Below are 23654 nucleotides of genomic sequence, written 5' to 3'. Positions count from 1 at the left end.
AAATAAAAAGTAAAATTAAAATCCAGGCACTAAGACCGGTATAAAACAAATTTGTTTAAACATTATGACGAGAAACGTTTTGTTTCAGATTACTGCCACGTTCAATGATTACGCCGACGTTGGCCGCACGGGCCACCGCGCCAGGCTTGCTGACTTTAATCCGCACCCACGGAGAATTGAATTTTTGCAGCAGCAGCTCGGCTATCTCTTCGGCCACCCTTTCGACCAGCGCAAAACGCCCGCCCTCGACGTGTTTAATAACCAGTTCGCTGATATCAGCATAGCTCAGACAATCGCTGACATCGTCGCTGGCTGCCGCTTTGCGGTTATCCCACGCCATTTCGATATCGAACACTAACTTCTGTTCGATGGTCTGTTCCCAGTCGTAAACACCGATAGTGGTGATTACCGAAAGTTGCTCTATAAATACAATATCCATCACGACCTGCCTGCTTTTTGGCTAAACCGGATACCACTTCCGGCGAATTATGCGTATTATCCACAGATGCAAAGACATCCCCTAAAGAATTCACGTGCCCTGACAGCGGCGACGCAGCAAGATTTCGGGAACATAGCAGCATCACTATGTAACCTATCGCGCAAAGAAAGCCAACAAGCTGTTAACACGAAAATGGGTGGGGTCCTAACGACGTTTTCAAAATGGAACAGCTGATGAGTGCAATCGCGCCTGGACTGGTTATCCTCGCCTACCTCTGCGGCTCAATTTCCAGCGCCATTCTGGTATGCCGTCTTGCTGGTTTGCCCGACCCTCGCGATAGCGGTTCCGGCAACCCAGGGGCGACGAACGTACTCCGAATTGGCGGCAAGGGAGCAGCCGTAACGGTATTAATTTTTGATGTCCTGAAAGGGATGCTGCCGGTATGGGGCGCCTGGGCTCTCGGTCTGACGCCGTTCTGGCTCGGGCTGGTGGCGATCGCCGCCTGCGTAGGCCATATCTGGCCGGTGTTCTTTAATTTCCGCGGCGGCAAAGGCGTGGCAACCGCATTTGGCGCTATCGCTCCCATCGGCTGGGATCTCACCGGCGTGATGGCCGGCACCTGGCTGCTAACTATTCTGCTCAGCGGGTATTCATCGCTGGGCGCTATCGTCAGCGCGCTGGTAGCCCCTTTCTACGTCTGGTGGTTCAAGCCGCAGTACACCTTTCCGGTCTCGATGCTCTCCTGCCTGATCCTGCTGCGCCATCACGACAACATCCAGCGCCTGTGGCGCCGTCAGGAAACGAAAATCTGGTCACGATTCAAAAAGAAGAAAAAAACGCCAGAGCAGAAATAATCTCCGCGCCCGGCCGCCTGTGCCGGGCTTCTTTGCCCCCACAAACACATTCTATTTCCCACTTTTTTAGCCAATCATAGCGGCAAAAGAGAAAACCAAAGATAATCCTTTCACTACAATGACTTAGTTATGAGTTATAACCAAAAGTGATTTTTTCGTCCCCGCGTCGCTGTTTACTCTGAAGCTCTTTATAAGAGAAAAAAGCACAACACCATGACTGATGTAATTAACGCGACGCCCGCGGCAAGCTCTGCGTCGCCCGGCGGGGAAGTAAAATGGATCGGCAGCGCGGCGGACGTCTCGCGCCTCATTAATGAAGGCAGCAGCGGGCGCAATAACGCGCGTATCGTCATGGGTATCGCCCTCGGCGGTATTTTTCTTGATGCCTACGATCTCGGCTCACTGGCCTTCGGGCTGAAAGATATCACCCGGGAATTCAACCTGACGCCTGCCGGTACCGGGATGGTCGCCTCAGCCATCACCTTCGGCGCTATCGTTGGCGCGTTGCTCGGCGGTTACTTGACGGACAAAATTGGCCGCTATCGCGTGTTTATGGCGGATATGCTGTTCTTCGTGGTAGCGGCAATCGCCTGCGCGCTGGCGCCGAATGAATACGTTCTTACCGGCGCGCGCTTCGTGATGGGTCTCGGCGTCGGGATCGACCTGCCGGTGGCGATGGCGTTCCTCAGCGAATTCGCGAGGCTCAAAGGCCCCGGCAACAAAGCGGCCAGCGTGGCGATGTGGTGCCCGACGTGGTACGCGGCAATTAGCATTTCCTATCTGCTGGTACTCTTTTTTTATGCCGTTTTGCCAGAAAGCCACAGCGACTGGCTATGGAGAATCATCCTTGGCTTCGGCGCGATCCCGGCGCTGGTGATTATCGCTATCCGCAGCCGCTACATGAGCGAATCGCCGGTGTGGGCCGCCAACCAGGGTAACCTGCGTGAAGCGGCCTCCATCCTACGCCAGGCTTACAACATCAATGCACACGTTGCCCAGGACGCGCTGGAAAAACCGGCGCCCAAAGTCCGTAGCGCCCAATGGAGTAACTATCTGCGCCTGTTCCGCGGCGTCTACCTGCGCCGCACGACGCTCGCCACTCTGCTGTCGGTGGTTTCCTCGTTTGCCTATAACGCCGTCGCGTTTGGTCTGCCGGTGATCATCTCCAGCTTCTTCGTACAGTCGATGCTGACGACGATTTTGATTTCGCTGGCGCTGAATTTGCTGTTCGCTTTCGTGGGAGGAATGCTGGCGGTACGGCTGGTACCGCGCTTCGGGGCCTGGCGGATGTCGCTGGCGGGTTATGGCAGCCAGTTGACGGCGCTGCTCGGCCTGGCGCTGATTGGCCGCCCTGATGGCGCAGGCGAAGGCGTCGCTGCCGTGGCGATGCTGGCGCTGTTCCTTTTCGGCCAGGGATTCGGCCCCGGCGCGCACACTATGACCTTCGCCTCGTTAAGCTATCCGACATCGCTGCGCGGCGTTGGCGTCGGACTCAACCAGACGCTTATGCGCGGCAGCTCGACGCTTTCTTTATTCCTCTTCCCGCTGCTGGTCGCCGCGCTGGATACCCGCGTTTTCTGGATCATCGCCGCGGCGCCGCTGATTGGGCTGTTGTCGCTGCTGGCGATACGCTGGGAGCCGTCGGGCTACGACATCGACGCCGAGGATTATCAGCAGCCTTAATCCACGCGTAAAAAAGCCGCCTCGATGGGCGGCTTCAGACTGCTGACAAAGAAGGAAAAAGCGTGGTTTTTCCTTCTTTGTGGTTATCAGGCGGCCGGCAGTTCCGCCAACGGCCAGCGCGGCCGCACGGTAACGCCGAGTCCGGCATTGGCGCCGCCCTGCAGGCGGACCATCCCGGCGTAAGCGATCATCGCGCCGTTATCGGTACAGAACTCAGGACGGGCATAAAACACTTCGCCGCCGCGTTTGCTCATCATTTCCGCCAGCTTCGCGCGCAGCGTACGGTTAGCGCTTACGCCCCCCGCCATCACCAGACGCTTAAAGCCGGTTTGCTCCAGCGCGCGGCGGCATTTAATCATCAGCGTATCGACAACCGCGTCTTCAAATGCGCGGGCGATATCGGCACGGGTTTGCTCATCGTCGCCGTTGTTACGAATGGTATTGGCGGCGAAGGTTTTCAGGCCGGAGAAGCTGAAATCGAGCCCCGGACGATCGGTCATCGGCCGCGGGAAGACGAAGCGGCCTTCGGTGCCCTGAGACGCCATTTTCGATAGCATCGGCCCGCCGGGATAATCCAGCCCCAACAGTTTCGCTGTCTTATCAAAGGCTTCGCCAGCGGCATCGTCGATTGACTCGCCCAGCAGTTCATACTGACCAATGCCGGTGACGCTAATCAGCTGGGTGTGACCGCCGGAAACCAGCAGAGCGACGAACGGGAACGCCGGCGGATTATCTTCCAGCATCGGCGCCAGCAGGTGCCCTTCCATATGGTGTACCGGGATCGCCGGCACGTTCCAGGCGAACGCCAGCGAGCGGCCAACGGTCGCGCCGACCAGCAGCGCGCCCACCAGGCCAGGGCCTGCCGTATAAGCAACGGCATCAATATCTTTCGCCGTCAGGCCCGCTTCTTTGAGCGCCGCCTGGATCAGCGGAACGGTTTTACGCACGTGGTCGCGCGACGCCAGTTCAGGCACCACGCCGCCGTAGTCAGCATGTAATTTCACCTGACTATACAGCTGGTTGGCTAACAGACCTTGTTTATCGTCGTAAATAGCGATGCCGGTTTCATCGCAGGATGTTTCAATTCCCAGTACACGCATGAGTTGTTTTACCTCGTTTCAATACCGCGCAGTGTAGGACCAATGACCGGCGATGTAAAACTTTGCTCACCCCTGGTGTTCTCTTCGTGTATACTCCTCACCCTTATAAAAGTCCCCTTTCAAAAAAGGCGCCGGTGCTTTACAAAGCAGCAGTAGTTGCAGTAAAATTCCGCACCATTTTGAAATAAGCTGGCATTGCGGCCAGCGGCAAACCGAATTAATCAAAGGTGAGAGGCACATGCCGGTAATTAAAGTACGTGAAAACGAGCCGTTCGACGTAGCTCTGCGTCGCTTCAAGCGTTCCTGCGAAAAAGCAGGTGTTCTGGCGGAAGTTCGTCGTCGTGAGTTCTATGAAAAACCGACTACCGAACGTAAGCGCGCTAAAGCTTCTGCAGTGAAACGTCACGCGAAGAAACTGGCTCGCGAAAACGCACGCCGCACTCGTCTGTACTAATCTGTTGAGAGCGAAGCTCTCAATTCAGACCGAGTTGTAGTTGTAAGGCCGTGCTTCCGAAAGGAATGCGCGGCTTATTTTCGTTTATGCATTAGCAGATACACGAGATCGTTCAAACTGTCTTCAGGCGACATATCGAGGCCGTTTGCAGGATGCAGTGTATAGATTACGGGGCATATGGCTGGACGAATCCCACGCGTATTTATCAATGACCTGCTGGCGCGCACCGACATCATCGATCTGATCGATGCTCGGGTGAAGCTGAAAAAGCAGGGCAAGAATTATCACGCGTGTTGTCCATTCCATAACGAAAAAACCCCCTCCTTCACCGTCAACGGTGAAAAGCAGTTTTACCATTGCTTCGGCTGCGGTGCGCACGGCAACGCCATCGACTTCCTGATGAACTACGACAAGCTCGAGTTCGTCGAAACCGTCGAAGAGCTGGCCGCCATGCACAACCTTGAAGTGCCCTATGAAGCAGGTAATGGACCGAGCCAGATAGAACGGCATCAGCGGCAGAATCTTTATCAACTGCTGGACGGTCTGAACACGTTTTACCAACAGTCTCTGAACCAACCCGCCGCCGAACCCGCGCGCCAGTATCTGGCAAAACGCGGCTTAAGCAGCGAGGTGATTACCCGCTTCGCAATAGGCTTCGCTCCCCCTGGCTGGGATAACGTTTTAAAACGTTTTGGCGGCAATCAGGAAAACCGCCAGTCGCTTATTGATGCGGGCATGCTGGTCACCAACGATCAGGGGCGCAGTTACGACCGCTTCCGCGAACGGGTGATGTTCCCGATTCGCGATAAGCGAGGCCGGGTGATTGGTTTTGGCGGGCGCGTGCTGGGCGATGCGCTGCCAAAATACCTGAACTCCCCGGAGACCGATATTTTCCATAAAGGCCGCCAGCTGTACGGCCTGTATGAAGCCCAGCAGGATAACGCCGAACCTCAGCGTCTGCTGGTGGTCGAAGGCTATATGGACGTCGTTGCGCTGGCGCAGTACGGCATTAATTATGCCGTGGCCTCGCTGGGCACCTCGACGACCGCCGACCACATTCAGCTGTTGTTCCGGGCGACCAATCAGGTCATCTGCTGTTACGACGGCGACCGGGCTGGCCGCGACGCGGCATGGCGAGCGCTGGAAACGGCGCTGCCGTATATGACCGATGGCCGCCAGCTGCGTTTTATGTTTTTACCTGACGGCGAAGACCCGGATACGCTGGTGCGTAAAGAGGGCAAAGAGGCGTTTGAAGCGCGGATGGAGCAGGCACAGCCGCTCTCCACGTTTTTATTCAATAGTCTGATGCCGCAGGTCGACCTGAGCACCCCGGATGGGCGCGCGCAGCTGAGCACGCTGGCGCTGCCGCTGATTACCCAGGTGCCGGGCGAAACGCTGCGCATCTATTTGCGTCAGGAGCTGGGCAACAAACTGGGCATTCTGGATGACGCCCAGCTTGAACGTTTAATGCCGAAACAGGCGGAAAATAGCGCTCCGCGCCCGGCGCCGCAGCTAAAACGCACGACCATGCGTATACTTATAGGGTTACTGGTGCAGAACCCCGATCTGGCGCCGCTGGTTCCGCCCTTAGCCGGTCTGGATCAGCAGAAGATGCCAGGGCTTGGTTTATTCAGCGAACTGGTCAATACGTGTCTGGCGCAGCCAGGTCTGACCACCGGGCAACTTTTAGAGCAGTATCGCGGGACAAATGAAGCGGCAACCCTTGAAAAACTGTCGATGTGGGACGATATAGCAGATAAGGATATCGCTGAACAAACCTTCACCGACTCGCTCAACCATATGTTTGACTCACTGCTGGAACTGCGACAAGAAGAGTTGATAGCTCGCGATCGCACACATGGTTTAAGCAGTGAGGAGCGCCGGGAACTCTGGACTATCAGCCAGGAACTGGCCAAAAAATGAATTTAACGGCTTAAGTGCCGAATATCGATCGGGAAGCCCCCGACAGCCGCGCTGAGGCGCAGCGGCAATAATATAAGTACGCCCTCGCTTTAAATGTTGGCAGTTCGTCTGCCTGCACCAATCAAACGAATTAAGTGTGGATACCGTCTTATGGAGCAAAACCCGCAGTCACAGCTGAAGCTTCTTGTCCAACGTGGTAAGGAGCAAGGCTATCTGACCTATGCCGAGGTCAATGACCATCTGCCGGAAGATATCGTCGACTCCGATCAGATCGAAGACATCATCCAAATGATCAACGACATGGGTATTCAGGTGATGGAAGAAGCACCGGATGCCGATGATCTGCTGCTTGCTGAAACCTCCAATAATACCGATGAAGACGCAGAAGAAGCGGCAGCCCAGGTGCTGTCGAGCGTTGAATCTGAAATTGGCCGTACGACCGACCCGGTGCGCATGTACATGCGCGAAATGGGTACCGTTGAACTGCTGACCCGCGAAGGCGAAATCGACATCGCTAAACGCATCGAAGACGGGATCAACCAGGTCCAGTGCTCCGTTGCGGAATATCCGGAAGCCATCACCTATCTGCTGGAGCAGTACGACCGCGTTGAAGCTGAAGAAGCTCGCCTGTCTGACCTGATCACCGGCTTCGTCGATCCGAACGCTGAAGAAGATATGGCGCCGACCGCCACTCACGTCGGTTCAGAGCTGTCTCAGGAAGAGATGGACGACGACGAAGATGAAGAAGAAGATGACGACGACGACAACAGCGATGACGATAACAGCATCGATCCGGAGCTGGCCCGCGAGAAATTCGCCGAGCTGCGCACCCAGTACGAGCTGACTCGCGACACCATCAAAGCGAAAGGCCGCAGCCACGCCGCCGCGCAGGAAGAGATCCTCAAGCTGTCCGAGGTTTTCAAACAGTTCCGCCTGGTGCCGAAACAGTTCGATTACCTGGTCAACAGCATGCGCAGCATGATGGATCGCGTTCGTACTCAAGAACGTATCATCATGAAGCTGTGCGTTGAACAGTGCAAAATGCCGAAGAAAAACTTCATCACCCTGTTCACCGGCAACGAAACCAGCGAAACCTGGTTCAACGCCGCCGTGGCGATGAACAAGCCGTGGTCCGAGAAGCTGCATGACGTTAAAGAAGACGTTCAGCGCGGCCTGCAGAAACTGCAGCAGATTGAAGAAGAAACCGGCCTGACCATCGAGCAGGTTAAAGATATCAACCGTCGCATGTCCATCGGCGAAGCGAAAGCCCGTCGTGCGAAGAAAGAGATGGTTGAAGCGAACTTACGTCTGGTTATTTCTATCGCCAAGAAATACACCAACCGCGGTCTGCAGTTCCTCGACCTGATTCAGGAAGGCAACATCGGCCTGATGAAAGCGGTAGATAAGTTTGAATACCGTCGTGGTTACAAGTTCTCCACCTACGCCACCTGGTGGATCCGTCAGGCGATCACCCGTTCCATCGCGGATCAGGCGCGCACCATCCGTATTCCGGTGCATATGATTGAGACTATCAACAAGCTCAACCGTATCTCCCGCCAGATGCTGCAGGAAATGGGTCGCGAGCCGACGCCGGAAGAACTGGCTGAGCGCATGCTGATGCCGGAAGACAAAATCCGTAAGGTGCTGAAAATCGCCAAAGAACCAATCTCCATGGAAACGCCGATCGGCGACGATGAAGATTCGCATCTGGGTGACTTCATCGAGGATACCACCCTCGAGCTGCCGCTGGATTCTGCGACCACCGAGAGCCTGCGTGCGGCAACGCATGACGTGCTGGCGGGCCTCACCGCTCGTGAAGCGAAAGTGCTGCGTATGCGTTTCGGTATCGACATGAACACCGACCACACGCTGGAAGAAGTGGGTAAACAGTTCGACGTTACCCGCGAACGTATTCGTCAGATCGAAGCGAAGGCGCTGCGTAAACTGCGCCACCCAAGCCGCTCTGAAGTGCTGCGTAGCTTCCTCGACGATTAATCGTCGCGCTGCAAAGAGAGTAAAAAGCTCCCCGCGGGGAGCTTTTTTTATGCCTGCGATTCGGGCGCCATCACCGCCCTCGCCCCGCCAGCGCCTCATCCAGTTCGCGATAGGCTTCAACCAGCTTGTCCAGCGACGCCCGGTTTAAACCGCTGGGATTGGGCAGCACCCAGATTTCGGTTTCACCGATGGTCGCTTCCTGGCGTCCCCACTTCGCGCCACGCACCCTGAACGCCTGCTCAAAGGCCTGCTTGCCGAGCACCGCCAGCGCCTGCGGCTGATAGTCCTGAATTTTGCTTATTAGCTCCTGCGCGCCATTACGCAGCTCCAGCAGAGCGACTTCGCTGGCCTGTACCGTCGGCCGCTCAACCAGCATGGTGATACCGCAGCCGGTATCCAACAGATGCTGCTCCTCTTCCGGCTTCAGCTGCCGCTCGGTGAACCCCGCCTGGTGAATAACCTTCCAGAATCGATTGCCGGGATGGGCAAAATGAAACCCCGTATGCGCGGAGGACTTCCCCGGATTGATGCCGCAAAAAACCACCCGCAGCCCCGGCGCCAGGATATCGCTAATCATAATTTCTCCGGCTGAATGACTAAAAAGCTGATTATAAAGGATTGAAAATGCATTGTTTATAAAAACAGCAGGCGCGCGCTTTACGCTGGATTGCCGCGTGCAGTTACATTATAATCCCTCGCCACGGCCCCTTAGCTCAGTGGTTAGAGCAGGCGACTCATAATCGCTTGGTCGTTGGTTCAAACCCAACAGGGGCCACCAAATTTTAGCTTTAAAATCATATAATTAAGCCACTCGAAAGAGTGGCTTTTTTGTTTTCTGTTTTTTAAGTGGCGATGAAATGGCGGTAGATTTTTCCCCGCCATTTTCCTGAGCACATAAAAAAACCCGCACGCGGCGGGTACCCGTTCTGGTCGGGTGAGCTGTTTAACAAGGGACGCTCAGACAAGAGCGAGCGCGTCGATATCGATATCAGTCACGCCGCGCTCGCGAAAGGCGTCGCCTGTCCTGACGGCCAGTGGTGACAAATTGTCACCATCGAGGACGCACTCGCCAAAGGGTGCACCCTGTTTAACATCGATACGCTGAAGCGCGAGAACAGTGTCGATGAGTTCCGCAACCTGTTTATGTGCGAGTTCGTCGACGATAAAGCGTCGGTATTTCCGTTCGAAGAGCTGCAACGCTGCATGGTCGACAGCCTCGAGAAATGGGAGGACTACGCGCCATTTGCCGACCGGCCATTCGGTCACCGCCCGGTGTGGATTGGCTACGACCCGTCATTACGTGGTGACAGCGCCGGGTGCGTCGTTATCGCGCCGCCGGTCGTTGCCGGTGGCAAATTCCGCATCCTCGAGCGCCACCAGTGGAAAGGGATGGACTTCGCCCAACAGGCCGAATCCATTCGCGAGCTCACACAAAAATACACCGTGGAATATATCGGCATCGATGCGACCGGGCTCGGTCAGGGCGTCTTCCAGCTCGTGCGGTCTTTCTACCCGGCAGCACGTGAAATCCGCTACACGCCGGAAATGAAAACTGCAATGGTGCTCAAAGCAAAAGACACCATTCGCCGGGGCTGCCTCGAGTACGACGTCAGCGCAACCGATATCACGCAGTCGTTTATGTCTATCCGCAAAACCATGACCAGCAGTGGTCGCAACTCGACCTATGAGGCCAGCCGCACCGAGGAAGCCAGTCACGCCGATCTCGCCAGGGCAACCATGCACGTATTAATTAATGAGCCGCTGACCGCCGCGACCGGTGAGCAGTCATCCAGCATCATGGAGTGGAACTAATGAGCAAGAAACGCAACGAGCGCCAGCAGCCGCCGCGCCCCCAAAACCACACCGCCGCACCGGCACAGAGCATGGAAGCATTCACCTTTGGTGAGCCAACGCCGGTACTCGACCGCCGCGACATCCTCGATTATGTCGAGTGTATCGACAACGGCCAGTGGTACGAGCCGCCAGTGAGCTTTTCGGGTCTGGCGAAGAGTATGCGCGCCGCCGTGCATCACAGCTCCCCAATTTACGTAAAGCGTAATATTCTGGTGTCGACCTACATCCCGCACCCGCTGTTATCCCGTCAGGACTTCACAAGGTTTGCGCTCGACTATCTGGTGTTTGGCAATGCGTTTATTGAAGAGCGTCGCGGCCTGACCGGCAAACCGTTAAAACTGGAAACCTCACCGGCGAAATACACCCGCCGTGGCATCGAGGATGATGTGTACTGGTACATTCAAAGCTACACACAGCCGCACCAGTTCGCGCCCGGCTCCGTCTTCCACCTGCTCGAGCCCGATATTAATCAGGAGCTTTACGGGATGCCGGAATACCTGAGCGCACTCAATTCAGCCTGGCTGAATGAATCGGCGACCCTGTTCCGTCGCAAGTATTACCAGAACGGCGCGCATGCGGGTTACATCATGTATGTGACCGACGCCGCGCAAAGCAGCACCGACGTCGAGGCACTGCGAAAGGCGATGCGCGACTCGAAAGGGCTCGGCAATTTTAAGAACCTGTTTTTTTACGCGCCGAATGGTAAAGCTGACGGGATTAAAATTGTGCCACTGAGCGAAGTCGCCACGAAGGATGATTTTTTTAATATCAAAAAAGTCAGCGCCGGCGACCTGCTCGACGCGCACCGCATCCCATTCCAGCTTATGGGCGGTAAGCCCGAGAACGTCGGCTCAGTGGGCGATGTTGAGAAGGTGGCAAAGGTCTTTGTACGTAACGAACTGACCCCGCTACAGGCGCGGTTTATGGAGTTGAACGAGTGGGCGGGTGAAGAGATTATCCGCTTCTAAAAATATAACCTCGGCGACGACGAGTAACCCCACCTACAGCCGCCCGTCGTGGCGGCTTCCCCCCCACCAAACACAACGCCCTCAGCGCCACGACACGCCGTCGCCGCTCCGCTTCGTCTCGTTACTCACCCACGACCACAACAACGCCACAGGGACGCGCTCAGGCGCTGGAAAAATAAAATAAATACCCGCCTCAGCGTGCAATGCTTTCCCCGCCACGCCTGCCCGCTTTATGGGTCGATTTTAATGCAGTAGCACGAGCACAACCAGACCACGCCAGTACTGGCGGGAGAGTACGTGAGAAAGACAAAACCGCGCATGCAAATTCATGCAGATTAGAATGCACCTTAATATTATTTAAACAATTTAATAAAGCTACGAAAAATGTTTACTGTCAAAATCAAATTTAATGATTAAGGCCTTGTGCAGACCTTACGGTTGTCAATAAAATCCATGACGAATAGCCGTTTGAAATGGAACTCCTTCTATTGCAGCTAAATTCTCATCAAGAAGCTCTTCAAAATTCTCATCAGCACCATATTTATCATAGTACTCACTCAGCTCATCAATAAGATTACAATAGAGTTTCCTTGCTGTAGCTCTCTGCTGCCTCAGCGCCCCATGCTCAGCATCAAGATTAAAAACCCTCAACGTTTCACGCGCTCGATGCGCATTTTGGGGCGTCAAGTTTGGTTTGATGACAATACTGCCATCATCAAGAAAGTCGAAATAATCATCAGGATCATCTTCATCAACCTTCAAAATATCACCTTGCAGATAAGGTTGATTGTCTTTATAAAAGCCACAACCATCACTTCTACGACATGAACCAAAGAGATTGCCCCACTCAAATGTGTACTGAGGAAACCTACCTTTTTGAACAAAATGCTCAACATGTCCTTTATAATAAGTCAAAAGTTCACATTCGCAATAAGCACATCTATGTCCTTGCATCAAAAACAATCCATCCCACACATCATTTTTATTGTTTACATCTTGAATATAATCATCCCATTTATGAACTTTGTAATCATAATCTGACAACGTAACTGGGGAAGCACACCTTGAAAGTTTATGCATGATATCACTCCTTTCCCTTTTTGATATCTTCATTTTTATTTTTTTTCATCTCCCTGATCTTACCTCTCATACCTTTTAACCTAACAGCATTTTTGCAGGATATTACCACTGGATGATTCTCACCAAAATGCTCAACAATATCTGCCCACAAGTCAGCGTAATACCCCTCAGTATTTTTATCATATTCAATTGCTGCAAGATATTCTTGGACCCATTTCGCTTCCTTAACTAAAGGAACTGGATCAATACCCATGATTTTAGATAAAATATCAGTACTCATAACTCCTCTAGTTTGAAACTCAGGAGTTTCAGACGCTATTATTTTATTATTAACATCAAGACTTGGAATTGTATTTAGAACATCATTCACTTCATGAAGTGATCGGATAGACCTAGAGTAGACGGTACTGAGCACTTGTGGACTATGTGTTGTTACAATCAGTTGCAGATTAGGGAATGTATTTTGAAGATTAAGTATAACAGTTTGCTGCCAAGAAGGATGTAAGTGCAAATCTATCTCATCAATAAGAACTATTCCTTCTCCTTCAAGAGGATTGTCAAGACTTGGGTTTAGAAGCACTAACCTACGAGTCAAATCACCAATCAAAGACAAAAGCGATTTTTCACCCTGAGATAGTTGCTGAGCACTAATTTCCTTATTGTTTTTATATAAAACTAATTTAACGCCTTCTTGTTCATATACCAATCTGACATCATTTATATCAGGAATGAAAATTGTTATAGCCTGTTTAATGTGTTTGAACACCTTAGAGGCCAACACCTCATCCCGATTGAAATTCTCATTGTATATATTGGATATTTCTTTATTCTTCTTTTTTATTATCTCTTCCAAAGGAAGAATAAAGGACTGGTCATTACCCTTATCCTTAAACATTTTAAGTAAATTAATTGTACTATTTATTTCAGACTGTAACTTACTGATTTCTTCGTTTATCCCGCCACCTTGACGAGCTATGCTGTCTATTCTCCCTAACCAAACAATAAACTCGTTGAAATCATGTCTGTCTTTAAGTACGTCTTCGTAGGCATCAAATTTACCCCACTTGTCCTTGATACCAATCTGAGACCCCACCTTAGCAAAATCATCTTTTGTGCCTTCATTAGATCTCGCAACAGAATAATGAGCAACCAAGGGAAGATTAGAATCAGCAAACTGAGAATTAACATGTCTATAAAGACCACCTAAAGCTTTAATCTCTTGCAAAGCACTACGCCTACTCAAAGACCTCCCCGGCTTTGATTTAGTTGAAAGGAAATTAAAGTTCTCTTCTTCTAAACAAAGTCGACATGTTACACTTCCATAAGAAACATCCCTCGAATTATTTATATCCAATTCTCTTAAATAAGTTCCCACCCCCTCTTCTTTAAGAATACTTGCTTTTAGCCATGATAATGTCAAACTTAAACTATCGAGTATAGTTGATTTACCCGACCCGTTATTACCGATTATAACCGTAAGGTCATCCTCAATGCTCAGCGTGATATCTTCAATTCCGCGAACACCGTAGACACCAACTTGACTTACTCTTAACCTTTTACTATAAATCTTTTCTTTAACCAAAGTTACAATTTCATCAGCAATGCCATCTCCTTTAGTCTCAACCTTTCCTTCAGTGATATCCTTAATAAGCTGAAAGTTTGATTTCAAACTGCTTTTCATTGCAGACTCAATAATTTTTGAATCAAAAACATGACGAACAATCATTTAATCACCATTTAATAAAGATGAAATTAATTCCTCAGTATATTTTTCTGATAGACGCTTAATAAATCCCGGCTGAATATGTTCATAAAAAAATATTTTCCCTCGAAGTTTAGGTAACAAATCTGGGTCAAGTTTTCCAAGAGAGAATGAATGGACAAAATGAAAGATACGTCTCTTTTCACTTCTACCCAGTGAAATTCTCCCATCATCAGTTAGTGTTATTCCTGTAACGTGGCGATTATGTTTCTTCGAAGAAAACTTCGTTTTCGCTTCATTAACAGTAATCCCATCAAAATACTTAGCCAAAAACGCCTTAACAACTCTAGGGACAGAAAATAAGATACCAGCTTTGAAAGTTGAGAATGTCAAATCATCAGCATAGCGGCTATAAACAATCCCTTGAGAAATACACCACTCAGACAAAAAGCAATCAAACTCGTATGCCACAAAATTACTTATTAGTGGAGAAGTAGGTGCACCTATGCTTAGCTTTAGCTTGTCAGAATCATGCCTGTTCGGTTGCCAAAAAATTACTTTTGTTAACCTGCCCCTTTCTTTTTTATTTATACCGATCTTAAAGCTGTCTACTTTAGACCAAAACATGTTTGGTGTAATTGAGTTAAAAAAATTACTAAAATCCATTTTTAGCAAATATGATTGGGAAACATGAAGCATAGCATTTTTTTTAATGCTACAGCCTTTCTTGTAAGCATAAGCACAATGATGAACTGGTAACATATCTTGCAAAAGAGCATCACAGACGCGCTGAATTTCCTTCAATTTTTTAGAAGGATGGGCGATTGTGCGATAGCCGACTGTGCGCTTTGGAATAGAGTAGACCCGATATTTCCTAGGTGCATTTTTGAGGAAAGAATTGAGTTGACGCTTTGAATATCCTAACTCATCGCAAAGTCTATCTGAAAAAAACATCATTGCCTCTAATTGAAGCGCCCAAGGCAAGCCTTGGGCGTATGACTCTTTACTAAAGGAAGCGAAAGGTGCAGCTCCCGGACAAGGTACGAAGGCCGGGCTCTGCACCTTTCGCAACCTTATGTCGTTCAATAAATTAGAGCCTGGCTAAACACCCGGCTAGACCGTTGATTTGGTCCTAAGCTAAAGAGCTTGATTATTCTAGCTAAACATCGCTCACTGAGCAAACTCTCTATCGAGACCGAAACCGACAATGCGAATCTACATTTATTCTCAGTCTTCGCTCAATGCCCCACCTACATAGGATCTAGCGAAAGGATTACTGAATATGAATGGCCATCTGGCAGATTTCTCCCAGCGATATCGGCAATCAGGCTCAACGCAATTTCACGATCTCTTTCATGGCAAGCCCCCTCGGTCGTAAGACGCGCAATCATTTCGACACGCTCAATCATGATGTGTTCTCTTAACTCTTTATCCACACAACCTCCACAACGAGGCACTGTATACACATACAGCATCACGTATCGATAAAAGGGGGAAAGAAAAATAAACCAGTAATACATTGTATGTACATGATAATGATGAACATTAACGTCATCCCCCTACAGTAACTCTCGCTAACACCGCTACACGATTAAGGATTTTCATGGCTTTTTCTTGATGTGATGGGGAAGCAGAGAATATTTCGCCTTTGGATGTTCCCCGCAACCACATACCGTTAAAGCAGCTTTTGCCACCGGCCATCATATGTAAAGCTTCACCACGGCTGATGCTAATGCCTGTGGTCAGGTGTATCTCGTCGATAATTTTCTCTATCACGGCAACTTGCTCATTAGTTCCGTGAATAAATTGTCGCCGTGATACTGATTTTTTCTTTCTAAGCCTGTTCGTCAGAGATCGCCTTTCATGATGACTCAGCGGTTTTGATAAATCGAGCTCCGGAGGATCGCCTTCGCTCCCCGTACAGTTATTGACAGAACTCCGAGAGGGCGCAGGAGCGCCCTTAACGTCAACGGCCAAATCAATGGCACGCTTCGGCACAATTATCCACTGCGTTAGCCGGGTTAAAATCGGGGTGTCAGCGCCGACGGCGGAATCGTATACGCCACGAATACAGAGAGTTTCCTCGCCATACTGGTTAAACTCGGCGCGCGGTTCATACAGCGTGCGTACCTGCAAATCATCGCGACGGACAAACGGGCCACCCTGCGCATTAACGTAACCAGCCCAGTCACCGGCGTCGGCGGCATCATGGACGGCGGCAAACTCAACGCTCAGACCGTGCGCGGTCTCGGTGTCAGCGAGACGGCGCAACTCACGGTAGACCGTCACTGGCGCACCGCCGATAAACTGAAACTGACGGATGTGCCAGCGTGCCGCCCATGCCGAAACGGCGGGGGCTGTCTCTTTCAGCAGTTCACCGCTTTCGTCATCGGTTTCACCATCAAGAGCATAGCCGTCGATGTTTTTGGAAATGTATTTAGCGACATAGCCCGTAGAGCTGCCCTTTTCCGGATCAATGGCCTCGGCATGAAAACGCGCCTTTTTGGCTTTGTCGCTTCTCAGTTCGTGACGCTCTTCCTCCCACTCATAATCGCGAATGATGAGACGCACACGCTCGACGTCTTCCGGCAGCATAAACATAAGCATGTGCCAGTGAGGTGTTCCGTCGTGATGAGGTTCGGCAACACGTATGCCAAAAATGCGGATTTCTTCCCGTTGTAACTTGGCGCGAATGCGCGCCCAAAGGCCGGTGAGATAACTTTGCGTATCCGACGGGCTGGCTCCGTTCCATTTGCTGTTACGGTCGCCTGCTTTAGTCGTGGCGTGATATTTAGACGGTGCAGTCAGGGTGTAAAACTCCCCGACGTATCCGAGTTCATTGCAGATATTTTCAAACCCACGGATGCGGGTCATCAACTCGCAGCGACGTATCGCAGGGTTAGCGACCGAACCGTCGTATTTTTCAATCAGGCTGATGCGGTTGCCGTCTTCGTCTTCGAGATCCAGCCCTTTGAGAAATTCACGTGTGCGGCGCTTCTGCTCGCGCCAGTCGGTCACGCAATTTTTACTCGCGTAGGCGTGCCGTTTTTTGCTGACCTTGCCGACTGCAATTTGCAGATGTTCGCGCCATGCAGCAGCAATGCGTCTTAAGCGGCCACGCCACCAGACCTCATTAAACATTCTGGTGATAGCTGGGGCAATGTCATCCTCACCGACATATTTCTTTGTCACCCGCTCCCAATGCGGCGGGGTAATGTTGAATTGCAGGGAAATAATACCGGCGCGCATGTACCAGGTGTATAGAGTTTTAAGCTCGCTAAATCCGGTGTCATCAATGTCAGCCAGTTCAGCGCGAATAAAATTAGCGATATCAGCGGCCAGCAGGTCGATATCGGCACGCGACATATCCGGGAGGCGGTTAAATCTGGCGACCATATTGACCATACATGACGCCAGATATTGCATACGCTGAGTATCAAAATGACCATCGAACACAGCGGCTGATACATTGCTGTTGATGCCCGAGCACTCGTATTTTTTTGCGACAAGTTCAAGACGTGGCAATGCCTTTTTGCAGAAGCTGATTAAAAAGGCATTGGCTCGTTGACTGCCCTGAGTTTGCTCCAGCACTGCAGAGGTGCGATAAACGTCAAAACGCACGCACTCAGGCAGGAGAGAAAGCACTTTTCTTGCATGCAGCAAAGCCGCGAACATGCGGTCGCGGCGATGCTGTTGGTCATAGGTGAGATATGGGCTGGCTATTGCCTGTTTTGGAAAATTCCATACAAAGGCATAATCAATCTCACCCGTAGCTTTTGCTGAGACAGGAGTGTCTATGACTTTATTCACTGAAGAAGATCCCACCCAACGCCGCTATGTTGATTTGATTAATGAGGTGACGCCTTTCGAAGCTACGAAAGAACCAATGAAGATCATTTCCGCATCCGACATGCTGGGCATTTGCGATGCTTTTCTTGCTGACACTCAATGCCACATAGCAGACCGGCTACCTCTTTCAATAGCTGGTCGGCGTGAGCTAGGTCGGAAAATTGAGTGGAATTGTCCACATAGCTGGAAACCACGCGAAGAATGGTCAACACATGTTCGGCACGCCTTACAAATTTTAAATCGACGTTATTTGGACACCCCAGTATCTCCACAGGATGACTGGCAGACCTGGGAAGAACTATCGACAGATATTCATGTGTCGGCTCGCTGTGTTCGGCTAACTGTTGAGTTTTATCGCTCTGGAAATCCCCAGCATTTACCGATGTCGACTGAGCTTTTTGCTGTTCCCGAAGTTTTTTCAAAATTTGTAGCTTCGATTGTTTCAGGTGACATTCATCCTGTTTGGATGTGGCATGCTGACGCAGCCAAAACGCCGAAATGCTTTGATGGGCTTTATCCCAAATACACGCCGCTTTCTTAAGCTGGCGTCGTGGTCGGGTAGAGGATGCAGTCAAATTAAACCCTTTAGCTATAAAAGGAGAATAGGATGTCTGAAAAACCTAGCGCTCACCTTGAAAGTATCACTTTTTCAAGCGGGCAAACACTTGTGCTTAATGAAAATGATAAAATATTGATTGTTGGCCCAAACAATAGCGGAAAATCACAAACATTACGTGACATTATTTCTTTAATAACAAAAGACTTGCCTCAAAACATGGTTATAAAAAATCTCTCGTTAAAAAGAAAAGGTAGTAGAGAAGATTTCAGTAATTACATAAAAGAAAATGGAGAACTTCATGGGAATTATTACTACTTGGGGCAGGCCAGTATTTATCATGGGTACATTGACTCATGGCAACCAGGTAATAGGCTGAACGATTTATCACCTCTATTTATTAAAAACATCACAGCAAAAGAACGTTTGAGTATATGCGAGCAACAAGACAGCATATCTAGAGAACAACAAAAATCTAAACCCCAGCATATTCTCTATGATGACAGTGAGCTAATGGATAAAGTCAGTAGCATATTCAAAAAGGCATTCAATAAAGATCTTATATTTGATTACAGAGGGGGAAACAAGCTCCCAATTCATATTGCTGATCGTGATGAATTCAAAGGGATTGATGATAGGGTCAGTAACGCATATATCGAGAAATTAAGAACATTCCCTCTTTTAGACCAACAAGGGGATGGAATAAAAAGCTATGCAGGAATTCTCTTCGAAACTATTGCTTTTAATCTTAATATTTCTTTAATCGATGAGCCAGAAGCATTTTTACATCCACCGCAGATGCGGAAACTTGGGCAGACATTAGCCGAAGAGGTTAACGGTCAGCTTATTGTTGCAACCCATAGCAGCGATATTATGAGGGGATTCCTTGAGGGTACTCGAGGAAACATTAGGATAATTAGAATTCAAAGAGATGATAATGTAAATATGATACATGAAGTTGATCAACCTGCCATAAAAAAATTGTGGTCTCAACCGAATCTAAAATATTCGAATGCTCTTGATAGCATATTCCATGAGCAAGTAATAATTTGTGAAGATGATAGCGATTGTAGATTAATCAACTTTGTTGCTGACTATATATCTGAAAATGAAGAAACGATATTCCCTGATACATCATTCATTCCCTCTGGGGGGAAACATGCAATATCAGGAATAGCTGAAATCTTAAGGCTTGCAGGTGTCCCCGTTAAAGCCATTTATGACTTCGACTTAATATCGGAAAGAAATACATTTGTGACAGCATTGAAGGCGTTTGGATGTAGCGAAGATAAGAAAACAGAGATTGTTAAGCAATGGGAAATGATAAACTCGGAGGTGCTTCAAAAAATAAAATCAAAATCAGCTTCAGAAATCAAGCAAGCATTGCTAGATACAATCACTAGTACGACTCCAGATAAAATATCTAAGAGCCAAATTGAAGAAATTTTCAAGCAGAAAAAACCTTGGAGCGAAGTAAAAAGGCACGGCATTGGTGGATTACCACCTGGTTCAATACGAAAAACCTTCAAAACTTTTAATCAAAAATTGAAAGAACTTGGTATTTTCTTAGTGCCTGTCGGTGAGATTGAAAATTTCAGCCCTGAAACTGGTTCACACGGTCCGAAATTTGTCTCTAAATTTTTAGAGGAGCGTGAATTATCGGATCCAGAACTATCCCCATTAAGAGATTTTGTGATTGATGTGTTCCATAGTAAAATTATCGTAGAGGATGTCCCAACCCAAAAGGACGAGGAACAGCGTACAACTGAAAGTGGCGATAAAATGGCGGTTTGAATGAAGAATCCAAGCAATCAATGATAATTCATGACAATACAACCAACTGATTTTAAAGGCAAGTTATTGATTTTCGGTTGTTTCGGTAGGAACTCATAATCGCTTGGTCGTTGGTTCAAACCCAACAGGGGCCACCAAATATCAAGGGCTTACGATTACTCGTAAGCCCTTAGTCTTTTCCAGGATACCTACAGAATACGGCAGGCAAGTACTGCGGAGTACAAACGCGCTGGGTTAGAAGCTTGCAATATAGCGAACCAATCCGCTCACGGTTGAGCTGAGTTCAGCTTATACCAGAGCCCGCAGCTCCTCGCGCATGTATGAAGAAAAGTACTCAGGATTCTTAATAACTATACGCTCGCCGGACTCAATTCGTTCCGCCCATCCAGCTAACGTTTTAGTAAATTCGGGATCCCAGCCCTCTTGAGTGCCCCGGGCATACACATCAGCCGCGCTGGCCGGAGCGCCTAACTCATTAAGATACTTGAAAATGCCTTTAGCCGTACTTTCATCCATGGTGTGCGGTGCTGAAGATGACGTGTTCATGCCATTAATAAAATCCAGTGCTTTATCAATTACTGCTGACATATTCTTATCCTTAAAATATCCACGTTCGGTACAAGGCTTTAATATGGACTATATTTTGCTTAAATATCAAAAGGTTTATCCATTTAATTGTTCAAATGTGAGCTATGTACAAATGGCTATATTTTTCTGCCGGGCAATCAGCACGGTAGTTAACATTATGCAAAGCGTGATTCTGGATATACATTGCTGGCGATGCCCTTCTGAGGCTACTACGTAGGCCAGCGCCATAAACCCGACAAAGCCAGCCATTTTCATGTCCCCAAAAGGTGATGATGGGGTGACAATTAAAAAAGGAGTTAAATCATCTAACTCCTTTTTGCTCAGTCGTCTGCCTGTATCACTTTGCCACTGCTCATACCATTCACTGAATCAAAAAAGCCAGCCCGGCTGCGAAAAGAATAGAAAGCAGCACCGATGCCAGGCCAGGCAGCAGAAAAGGATGATCGATAATATGCCGCCCCAGTTTAGTCGAGCCGGTTACATCCAGTTCCACCGCCGCCAGTAACGTCGGATAGTTTGGTAAAATAAAAAGCGAAGCGGTAGCCGGGAAGCAGGCCACCAGAATACCGGGGGCAACGCCCATACTCAGCGCGGCGGGAAATAAAATTTTTGTTGAAGCCGCCTGAGAATACAGGAAACATGACGCCGCCATAATAATAATGGCCAGCATAATGGGTGACTCCAGGAAGTGTGACGAGAGCGTACTTTGCAACCACTGCTGATTGCTGTCCATAAAGGTTGACCCCAGCCAGGCGACGCCGAGTATACAGATACAGGAGGTCATCCCGGTTTTAAATACCGAGCCGGACGGGACCATTTGTACGTTAACCCGGCAACTCACCAGAATCAGCAGCGCAACGCCCAACATCACCCCTACCCGCGCCTGCCCGCTGCTCATGACCGGATCGGTAATCAGCCCTAATTTGGGGCTGGTGACAATCGCATAGCACAGCACCACCACCAGCCCGACGATAAAGATCAGCACCGAACGAGCGGCATAAGGCGGGATCTCCCGCTCAGTCCGAGCCTTCACCTGCACCGGATTGTCATAGAGCCTATCCTGCCGGCGAATTCTGTCCCAGCACAGGTAAAACACGGAGGTGACCAGTAACGCAAGAAAGGTGGAAGGGATGGATACCGCAATAAGCTCAATATAGCCCCAGCCAGAATGGCTCTTTTCCAGAATCCCCGAGAAGAAAATCACCGCCGCGGAAATGGGCGATGCCACAATGCCAAGCAAAGAGGCGCTGACGGAGAGAGCGAGCGCCCGGGTAGGTTTTATATTGTTCTCTTTCGCCACGCCGACAATCACCGGCATACAGGCAAAAGAGACCTGTCCGGTGCTGGCCATCATGGTTAATAGCCAGGTGGAAAGCGGAGCGGTGATGACTAATAATCGCGGATAGCGGCGCAGCAGGCGCTCGGTGAGGTCAACCAGATATTCGATACCGCCGGCCTCCTGCATGGCCGCAATCGCCACAATCACCACCATGATAAACACGATAACCAGCATCGGCATATCCCCCGGCGTGGCGCCGAGCGCGCTGAGGACAATCACGCCAGCGCCGCCGGCAAAACCTACGCCGATACCGCCAACCCGCATGCCGATATAAAGAAACAACAGCACGACCAGAAACTGAACTAATACCATAATTTGCCTCCACGGCTCCCTGTCCGGCATTAACCCTTTACATACTGAAATGACCTGCTAGTTCTGGTAGCCGGGTGTGTCGATCAGGATGACATCTCCCGGAGAGCTCGCGCTGAACGCGCCGATATCCGCAATACAGCAAGACATCTTTCTGCATTGCGGATTAACAACAGACTCAGCATAAATTAACGAACGAGGCCCAGCTCAGCAGCGCGCATGGCGTCGTGGATCTCTTTTTCAGCCCCTTTTTCGAGCGGCAAAAGCGGAGAGCGGACGGTGGCATGCTCAAGGATCCCACGCGCGACTAACGCATGTTTCAGCGCCACGGTACCTTCCATATGAGAACCGCGGTGGTATACGCTTTTGGTCACCGGCAGCAGTCGATCGTGCAGCTCACGCGCTTTCACATAATCACCCGCTTTACCCGCCTTAATCATTTCAATTAATGGTTCAGGCGCGATATTACCGTAGCCAACCAGGAAGCCATCGACATCAAACGCGGTGTGCAGCAGATATTCATCGTGGCAGCTTAAAATTTGCAGATCCGGACGCTCGCGGCGAATAACCGGAATTTCAGTATCCCAGCGGCGCATATTACGCACGCCATTCTTCATGGCGAATACGCCAGGCTGTGCGGAAATATCCAATAACGTTTGCAGATTGTAAGTGGCTTTAGTGACATCCGGATACTGGAAAAGAATCAGCGGCAGGCCGCTTTCTTCATAAACCACGCGGTAACGATCCTGAGGCGCGCCGTCCTGATAGCCAAAACGCAACCAGCCGTGAGAAGGATACAGCAAACCAGCGGATGCGCCGGCGGCAACAGCACGCTTGGCCTCCAGCGCAGCGACTTCCGTCCCTTCTCCGGTGATACCGGCAATAATTGGAAGCTTGCCATCTACCGACTTCACAAATGCGCGGATCACATTCGCCTGCTCTTCCTGAGTTAGAAAAGTCCCTTCCCCTGCGTGTCCCAGAACCACCAGACCTTTTACGCCGTCAATGCTGCCCAGCCAGCTACCGAGGCGCTGGATGGCATCATAATCTACGCGCCCCTCGCGAGTGAAGGGTGTAACCGGAGCCGGAGTCAAACCTCTGAGATCGATGTTAATCATAAGTATCCCCTTGATGAGTAAGCGTATATTTTCAGGTTAGCAATCGTTT

18 protein-coding genes, 1 tRNA gene and 2 pseudogenes are annotated in these 23654 nt (G+C 50.0%); 10 read left to right on the top strand and 11 right to left on the bottom strand.

From position 1 onward, the window contains the following. Positions 1 to 55 precede the first annotated feature (55 nt). Positions 56 to 439: a bifunctional dihydroneopterin aldolase/7,8-dihydroneopterin epimerase gene (gene folB, locus ABLV78_RS03450; RefSeq protein ID WP_047043062.1), complete on the bottom strand. Its 384-nt coding sequence runs from the start codon at positions 437 to 439 to the stop codon at positions 56 to 58. 233 nt (positions 440 to 672) lie between these two features. Between folB and plsY the strand changes: the two genes are divergently transcribed. Together plsY and ABLV78_RS03440 are read left to right on the top strand one after the other, a co-directional pair. Then, positions 673 to 1293, top strand: coding sequence for a glycerol-3-phosphate 1-O-acyltransferase PlsY (gene plsY, locus ABLV78_RS03445; protein WP_015703522.1), 621 nt, complete (start codon positions 673 to 675; stop codon positions 1291 to 1293). A 213-nt stretch (positions 1294 to 1506) separates the two neighbouring features. Continuing rightward, positions 1507 to 2976, top strand: a complete 1470-nt coding sequence (locus ABLV78_RS03440) for an MFS transporter (protein ID WP_047043064.1) — start codon at positions 1507 to 1509, stop codon at positions 2974 to 2976. 86 nt (positions 2977 to 3062) lie between these two features. Here ABLV78_RS03440 and tsaD read toward each other — a convergent pair whose 3' ends face one another. Then, a complete protein-coding gene (gene tsaD, locus ABLV78_RS03435) occupies positions 3063 to 4076 on the bottom strand; it encodes a tRNA (adenosine(37)-N6)-threonylcarbamoyltransferase complex transferase subunit TsaD (protein WP_032712539.1) in 1014 nt (337 codons plus the stop codon). 238 nt (positions 4077 to 4314) lie between these two features. Between tsaD and rpsU the strand changes: the two genes are divergently transcribed. From rpsU to rpoD, 3 genes are all read left to right on the top strand, one after another. After that, a complete protein-coding gene (gene rpsU, locus ABLV78_RS03430; protein ID WP_001144069.1) occupies positions 4315 to 4530 on the top strand; it encodes a 30S ribosomal protein S21 in 216 nt (71 codons plus the stop codon). A gap of 177 nt (positions 4531 to 4707) precedes the next feature. Beyond that, complete coding sequence (dnaG, locus tag ABLV78_RS03425; RefSeq protein WP_045392225.1) at positions 4708 to 6453, top strand: DNA primase; 1746 nt, start codon at positions 4708 to 4710, stop codon at positions 6451 to 6453. Between the two features lie 150 nt (positions 6454 to 6603). Further along, a complete protein-coding gene (gene rpoD, locus ABLV78_RS03420; protein WP_015369628.1) occupies positions 6604 to 8448 on the top strand; it encodes an RNA polymerase sigma factor RpoD in 1845 nt (614 codons plus the stop codon). Between the two features lie 70 nt (positions 8449 to 8518). Here the strand turns inward: rpoD and mug are convergent, their stop codons facing one another. Next, entirely contained in the window at positions 8519 to 9025 is a 507-nt protein-coding gene (gene mug, locus ABLV78_RS03415; protein ID WP_047043068.1) for a G/U mismatch-specific DNA glycosylase, read from the bottom strand. Between the two features lie 125 nt (positions 9026 to 9150). Between mug and ABLV78_RS03410 the strand changes: the two genes are divergently transcribed. The 3 genes and pseudogenes from ABLV78_RS03410 (at position 9151) to ABLV78_RS03400 (ending at position 11270) form a co-directional block, all read left to right on the top strand. Beyond that, a tRNA-Ile gene (locus ABLV78_RS03410) sits at positions 9151 to 9226 on the top strand. A gap of 128 nt (positions 9227 to 9354) precedes the next feature. Then, positions 9355 to 10260 (top strand): annotated as a pseudogene (locus tag ABLV78_RS03405) (phage terminase large subunit family protein); the annotation flags it as partial. Beyond that, entirely contained in the window at positions 10260 to 11270 is a 1011-nt protein-coding gene (locus ABLV78_RS03400) for a phage portal protein (RefSeq protein WP_047043070.1), read from the top strand. The pseudogene ABLV78_RS03405 and the gene ABLV78_RS03400, both read left to right, overlap by 1 nt. 441 nt (positions 11271 to 11711) lie before the next feature. Here ABLV78_RS03400 and ptuB read toward each other — a convergent pair whose 3' ends face one another. The 5 genes and pseudogenes from ptuB to ABLV78_RS03375 all read right to left on the bottom strand — a co-directional run bounded on the left by ptuB (position 11712) and on the right by ABLV78_RS03375 (position 17673). Further along, positions 11712 to 12350 (bottom strand): retron Ec78 anti-phage system effector HNH endonuclease PtuB, encoded by a 639-nt coding sequence (gene ptuB, locus ABLV78_RS03395; RefSeq protein ID WP_047043073.1) that lies wholly within the window; start codon positions 12348 to 12350, stop codon positions 11712 to 11714. Positions 12351 to 12354: 4 nt separating this feature from the next. Beyond that, positions 12355 to 14076: an AAA family ATPase gene (locus ABLV78_RS03390; RefSeq protein WP_052766957.1), complete on the bottom strand. Its 1722-nt coding sequence runs from the start codon at positions 14074 to 14076 to the stop codon at positions 12355 to 12357. Beyond that, on the bottom strand, positions 14077 to 15114 hold the full coding sequence (locus tag ABLV78_RS03385; protein ID WP_226473703.1) for a retron St85 family RNA-directed DNA polymerase: 1038 nt from the start codon (positions 15112 to 15114) through the stop codon (positions 14077 to 14079). Between the two features lie 191 nt (positions 15115 to 15305). Further along, positions 15306 to 15488: pseudogene (locus ABLV78_RS03380) on the bottom strand (DinI family protein); the annotation flags it as partial. A 115-nt stretch (positions 15489 to 15603) separates the two neighbouring features. Further along, entirely contained in the window at positions 15604 to 17673 is a 2070-nt protein-coding gene (locus ABLV78_RS03375; protein ID WP_196796335.1) for a replication endonuclease, read from the bottom strand. Between the two features lie 175 nt (positions 17674 to 17848). On the opposite strand from ABLV78_RS03375, the gene ABLV78_RS03370 reads away from it, so the two are divergent. Beyond that, complete coding sequence (locus tag ABLV78_RS03370) at positions 17849 to 18442, top strand: hypothetical protein (RefSeq protein ID WP_155958864.1); 594 nt, start codon at positions 17849 to 17851, stop codon at positions 18440 to 18442. Between the two features lie 66 nt (positions 18443 to 18508). Continuing rightward, on the top strand, positions 18509 to 20251 hold the full coding sequence (locus ABLV78_RS03365) for an ATP-dependent nuclease (RefSeq protein ID WP_047043082.1): 1743 nt from the start codon (positions 18509 to 18511) through the stop codon (positions 20249 to 20251). A 288-nt stretch (positions 20252 to 20539) separates the two neighbouring features. Here the strand turns inward: ABLV78_RS03365 and ABLV78_RS03360 are convergent, their stop codons facing one another. The 3 genes from ABLV78_RS03360 to ABLV78_RS03350 form a co-directional block, all read right to left on the bottom strand. Further along, on the bottom strand, positions 20540 to 20839 hold the full coding sequence (locus tag ABLV78_RS03360; protein ID WP_015369626.1) for a DUF1889 family protein: 300 nt from the start codon (positions 20837 to 20839) through the stop codon (positions 20540 to 20542). A gap of 361 nt (positions 20840 to 21200) precedes the next feature. After that, the gene (locus tag ABLV78_RS03355) at positions 21201 to 22490 is read right to left on the bottom strand and encodes an anaerobic C4-dicarboxylate transporter family protein (protein ID WP_047043085.1); all 1290 of its coding nucleotides are present in this window, start codon (positions 22488 to 22490) and stop codon (positions 21201 to 21203) included. Between the two features lie 185 nt (positions 22491 to 22675). Continuing rightward, positions 22676 to 23605, bottom strand: coding sequence for a dihydrodipicolinate synthase family protein (locus tag ABLV78_RS03350; protein WP_032709182.1), 930 nt, complete (start codon positions 23603 to 23605; stop codon positions 22676 to 22678). Positions 23606 to 23654: the final 49 nt, after the last annotated feature.

This window comes from Klebsiella sp. CN_Kp075 (genome assembly GCF_040065055.2).
GTDB classification, from domain to species: Bacteria; Pseudomonadota; Gammaproteobacteria; order Enterobacterales; family Enterobacteriaceae; genus Klebsiella; species Klebsiella aerogenes.
The sequence above is the reverse complement of the archived record's forward strand: the minus strand, read 5'-3'. Positions and strand labels throughout refer to the sequence as shown.

Excerpts from the sequence above, each read along its gene's own strand:
- folB (WP_047043062.1), bottom strand. The coding sequence starts at position 439 with ATGGATATTGTATTTATAGAGCAACTTTCGGTAATCACCACTATCGGT.
- plsY (WP_015703522.1), top strand. The coding sequence starts at position 673 with ATGAGTGCAATCGCGCCTGGACTGGTTATCCTCGCCTACCTCTGCGGC.
- ABLV78_RS03440 (WP_047043064.1), top strand. The coding sequence starts at position 1,507 with ATGACTGATGTAATTAACGCGACGCCCGCGGCAAGCTCTGCGTCGCCC.
- tsaD (WP_032712539.1), bottom strand. The coding sequence starts at position 4,076 with ATGCGTGTACTGGGAATTGAAACATCCTGCGATGAAACCGGCATCGCT.
- rpsU (WP_001144069.1), top strand. The coding sequence starts at position 4,315 with ATGCCGGTAATTAAAGTACGTGAAAACGAGCCGTTCGACGTAGCTCTG.
- dnaG (WP_045392225.1), top strand. The coding sequence starts at position 4,708 with ATGGCTGGACGAATCCCACGCGTATTTATCAATGACCTGCTGGCGCGC.
- rpoD (WP_015369628.1), top strand. The coding sequence starts at position 6,604 with ATGGAGCAAAACCCGCAGTCACAGCTGAAGCTTCTTGTCCAACGTGGT.
- mug (WP_047043068.1), bottom strand. The coding sequence starts at position 9,025 with ATGATTAGCGATATCCTGGCGCCGGGGCTGCGGGTGGTTTTTTGCGGC.
- ABLV78_RS03400 (WP_047043070.1), top strand. The coding sequence starts at position 10,260 with ATGAGCAAGAAACGCAACGAGCGCCAGCAGCCGCCGCGCCCCCAAAAC.
- ptuB (WP_047043073.1), bottom strand. The coding sequence starts at position 12,350 with ATGCATAAACTTTCAAGGTGTGCTTCCCCAGTTACGTTGTCAGATTAT.
- ABLV78_RS03390 (WP_052766957.1), bottom strand. The coding sequence starts at position 14,076 with ATGATTGTTCGTCATGTTTTTGATTCAAAAATTATTGAGTCTGCAATG.
- ABLV78_RS03370 (WP_155958864.1), top strand. The coding sequence starts at position 17,849 with ATGACTTTATTCACTGAAGAAGATCCCACCCAACGCCGCTATGTTGAT.
- ABLV78_RS03365 (WP_047043082.1), top strand. The coding sequence starts at position 18,509 with ATGTCTGAAAAACCTAGCGCTCACCTTGAAAGTATCACTTTTTCAAGC.
- ABLV78_RS03360 (WP_015369626.1), bottom strand. The coding sequence starts at position 20,839 with ATGTCAGCAGTAATTGATAAAGCACTGGATTTTATTAATGGCATGAAC.
- ABLV78_RS03355 (WP_047043085.1), bottom strand. The coding sequence starts at position 22,490 with ATGGTATTAGTTCAGTTTCTGGTCGTGCTGTTGTTTCTTTATATCGGC.
- ABLV78_RS03350 (WP_032709182.1), bottom strand. The coding sequence starts at position 23,605 with ATGATTAACATCGATCTCAGAGGTTTGACTCCGGCTCCGGTTACACCC.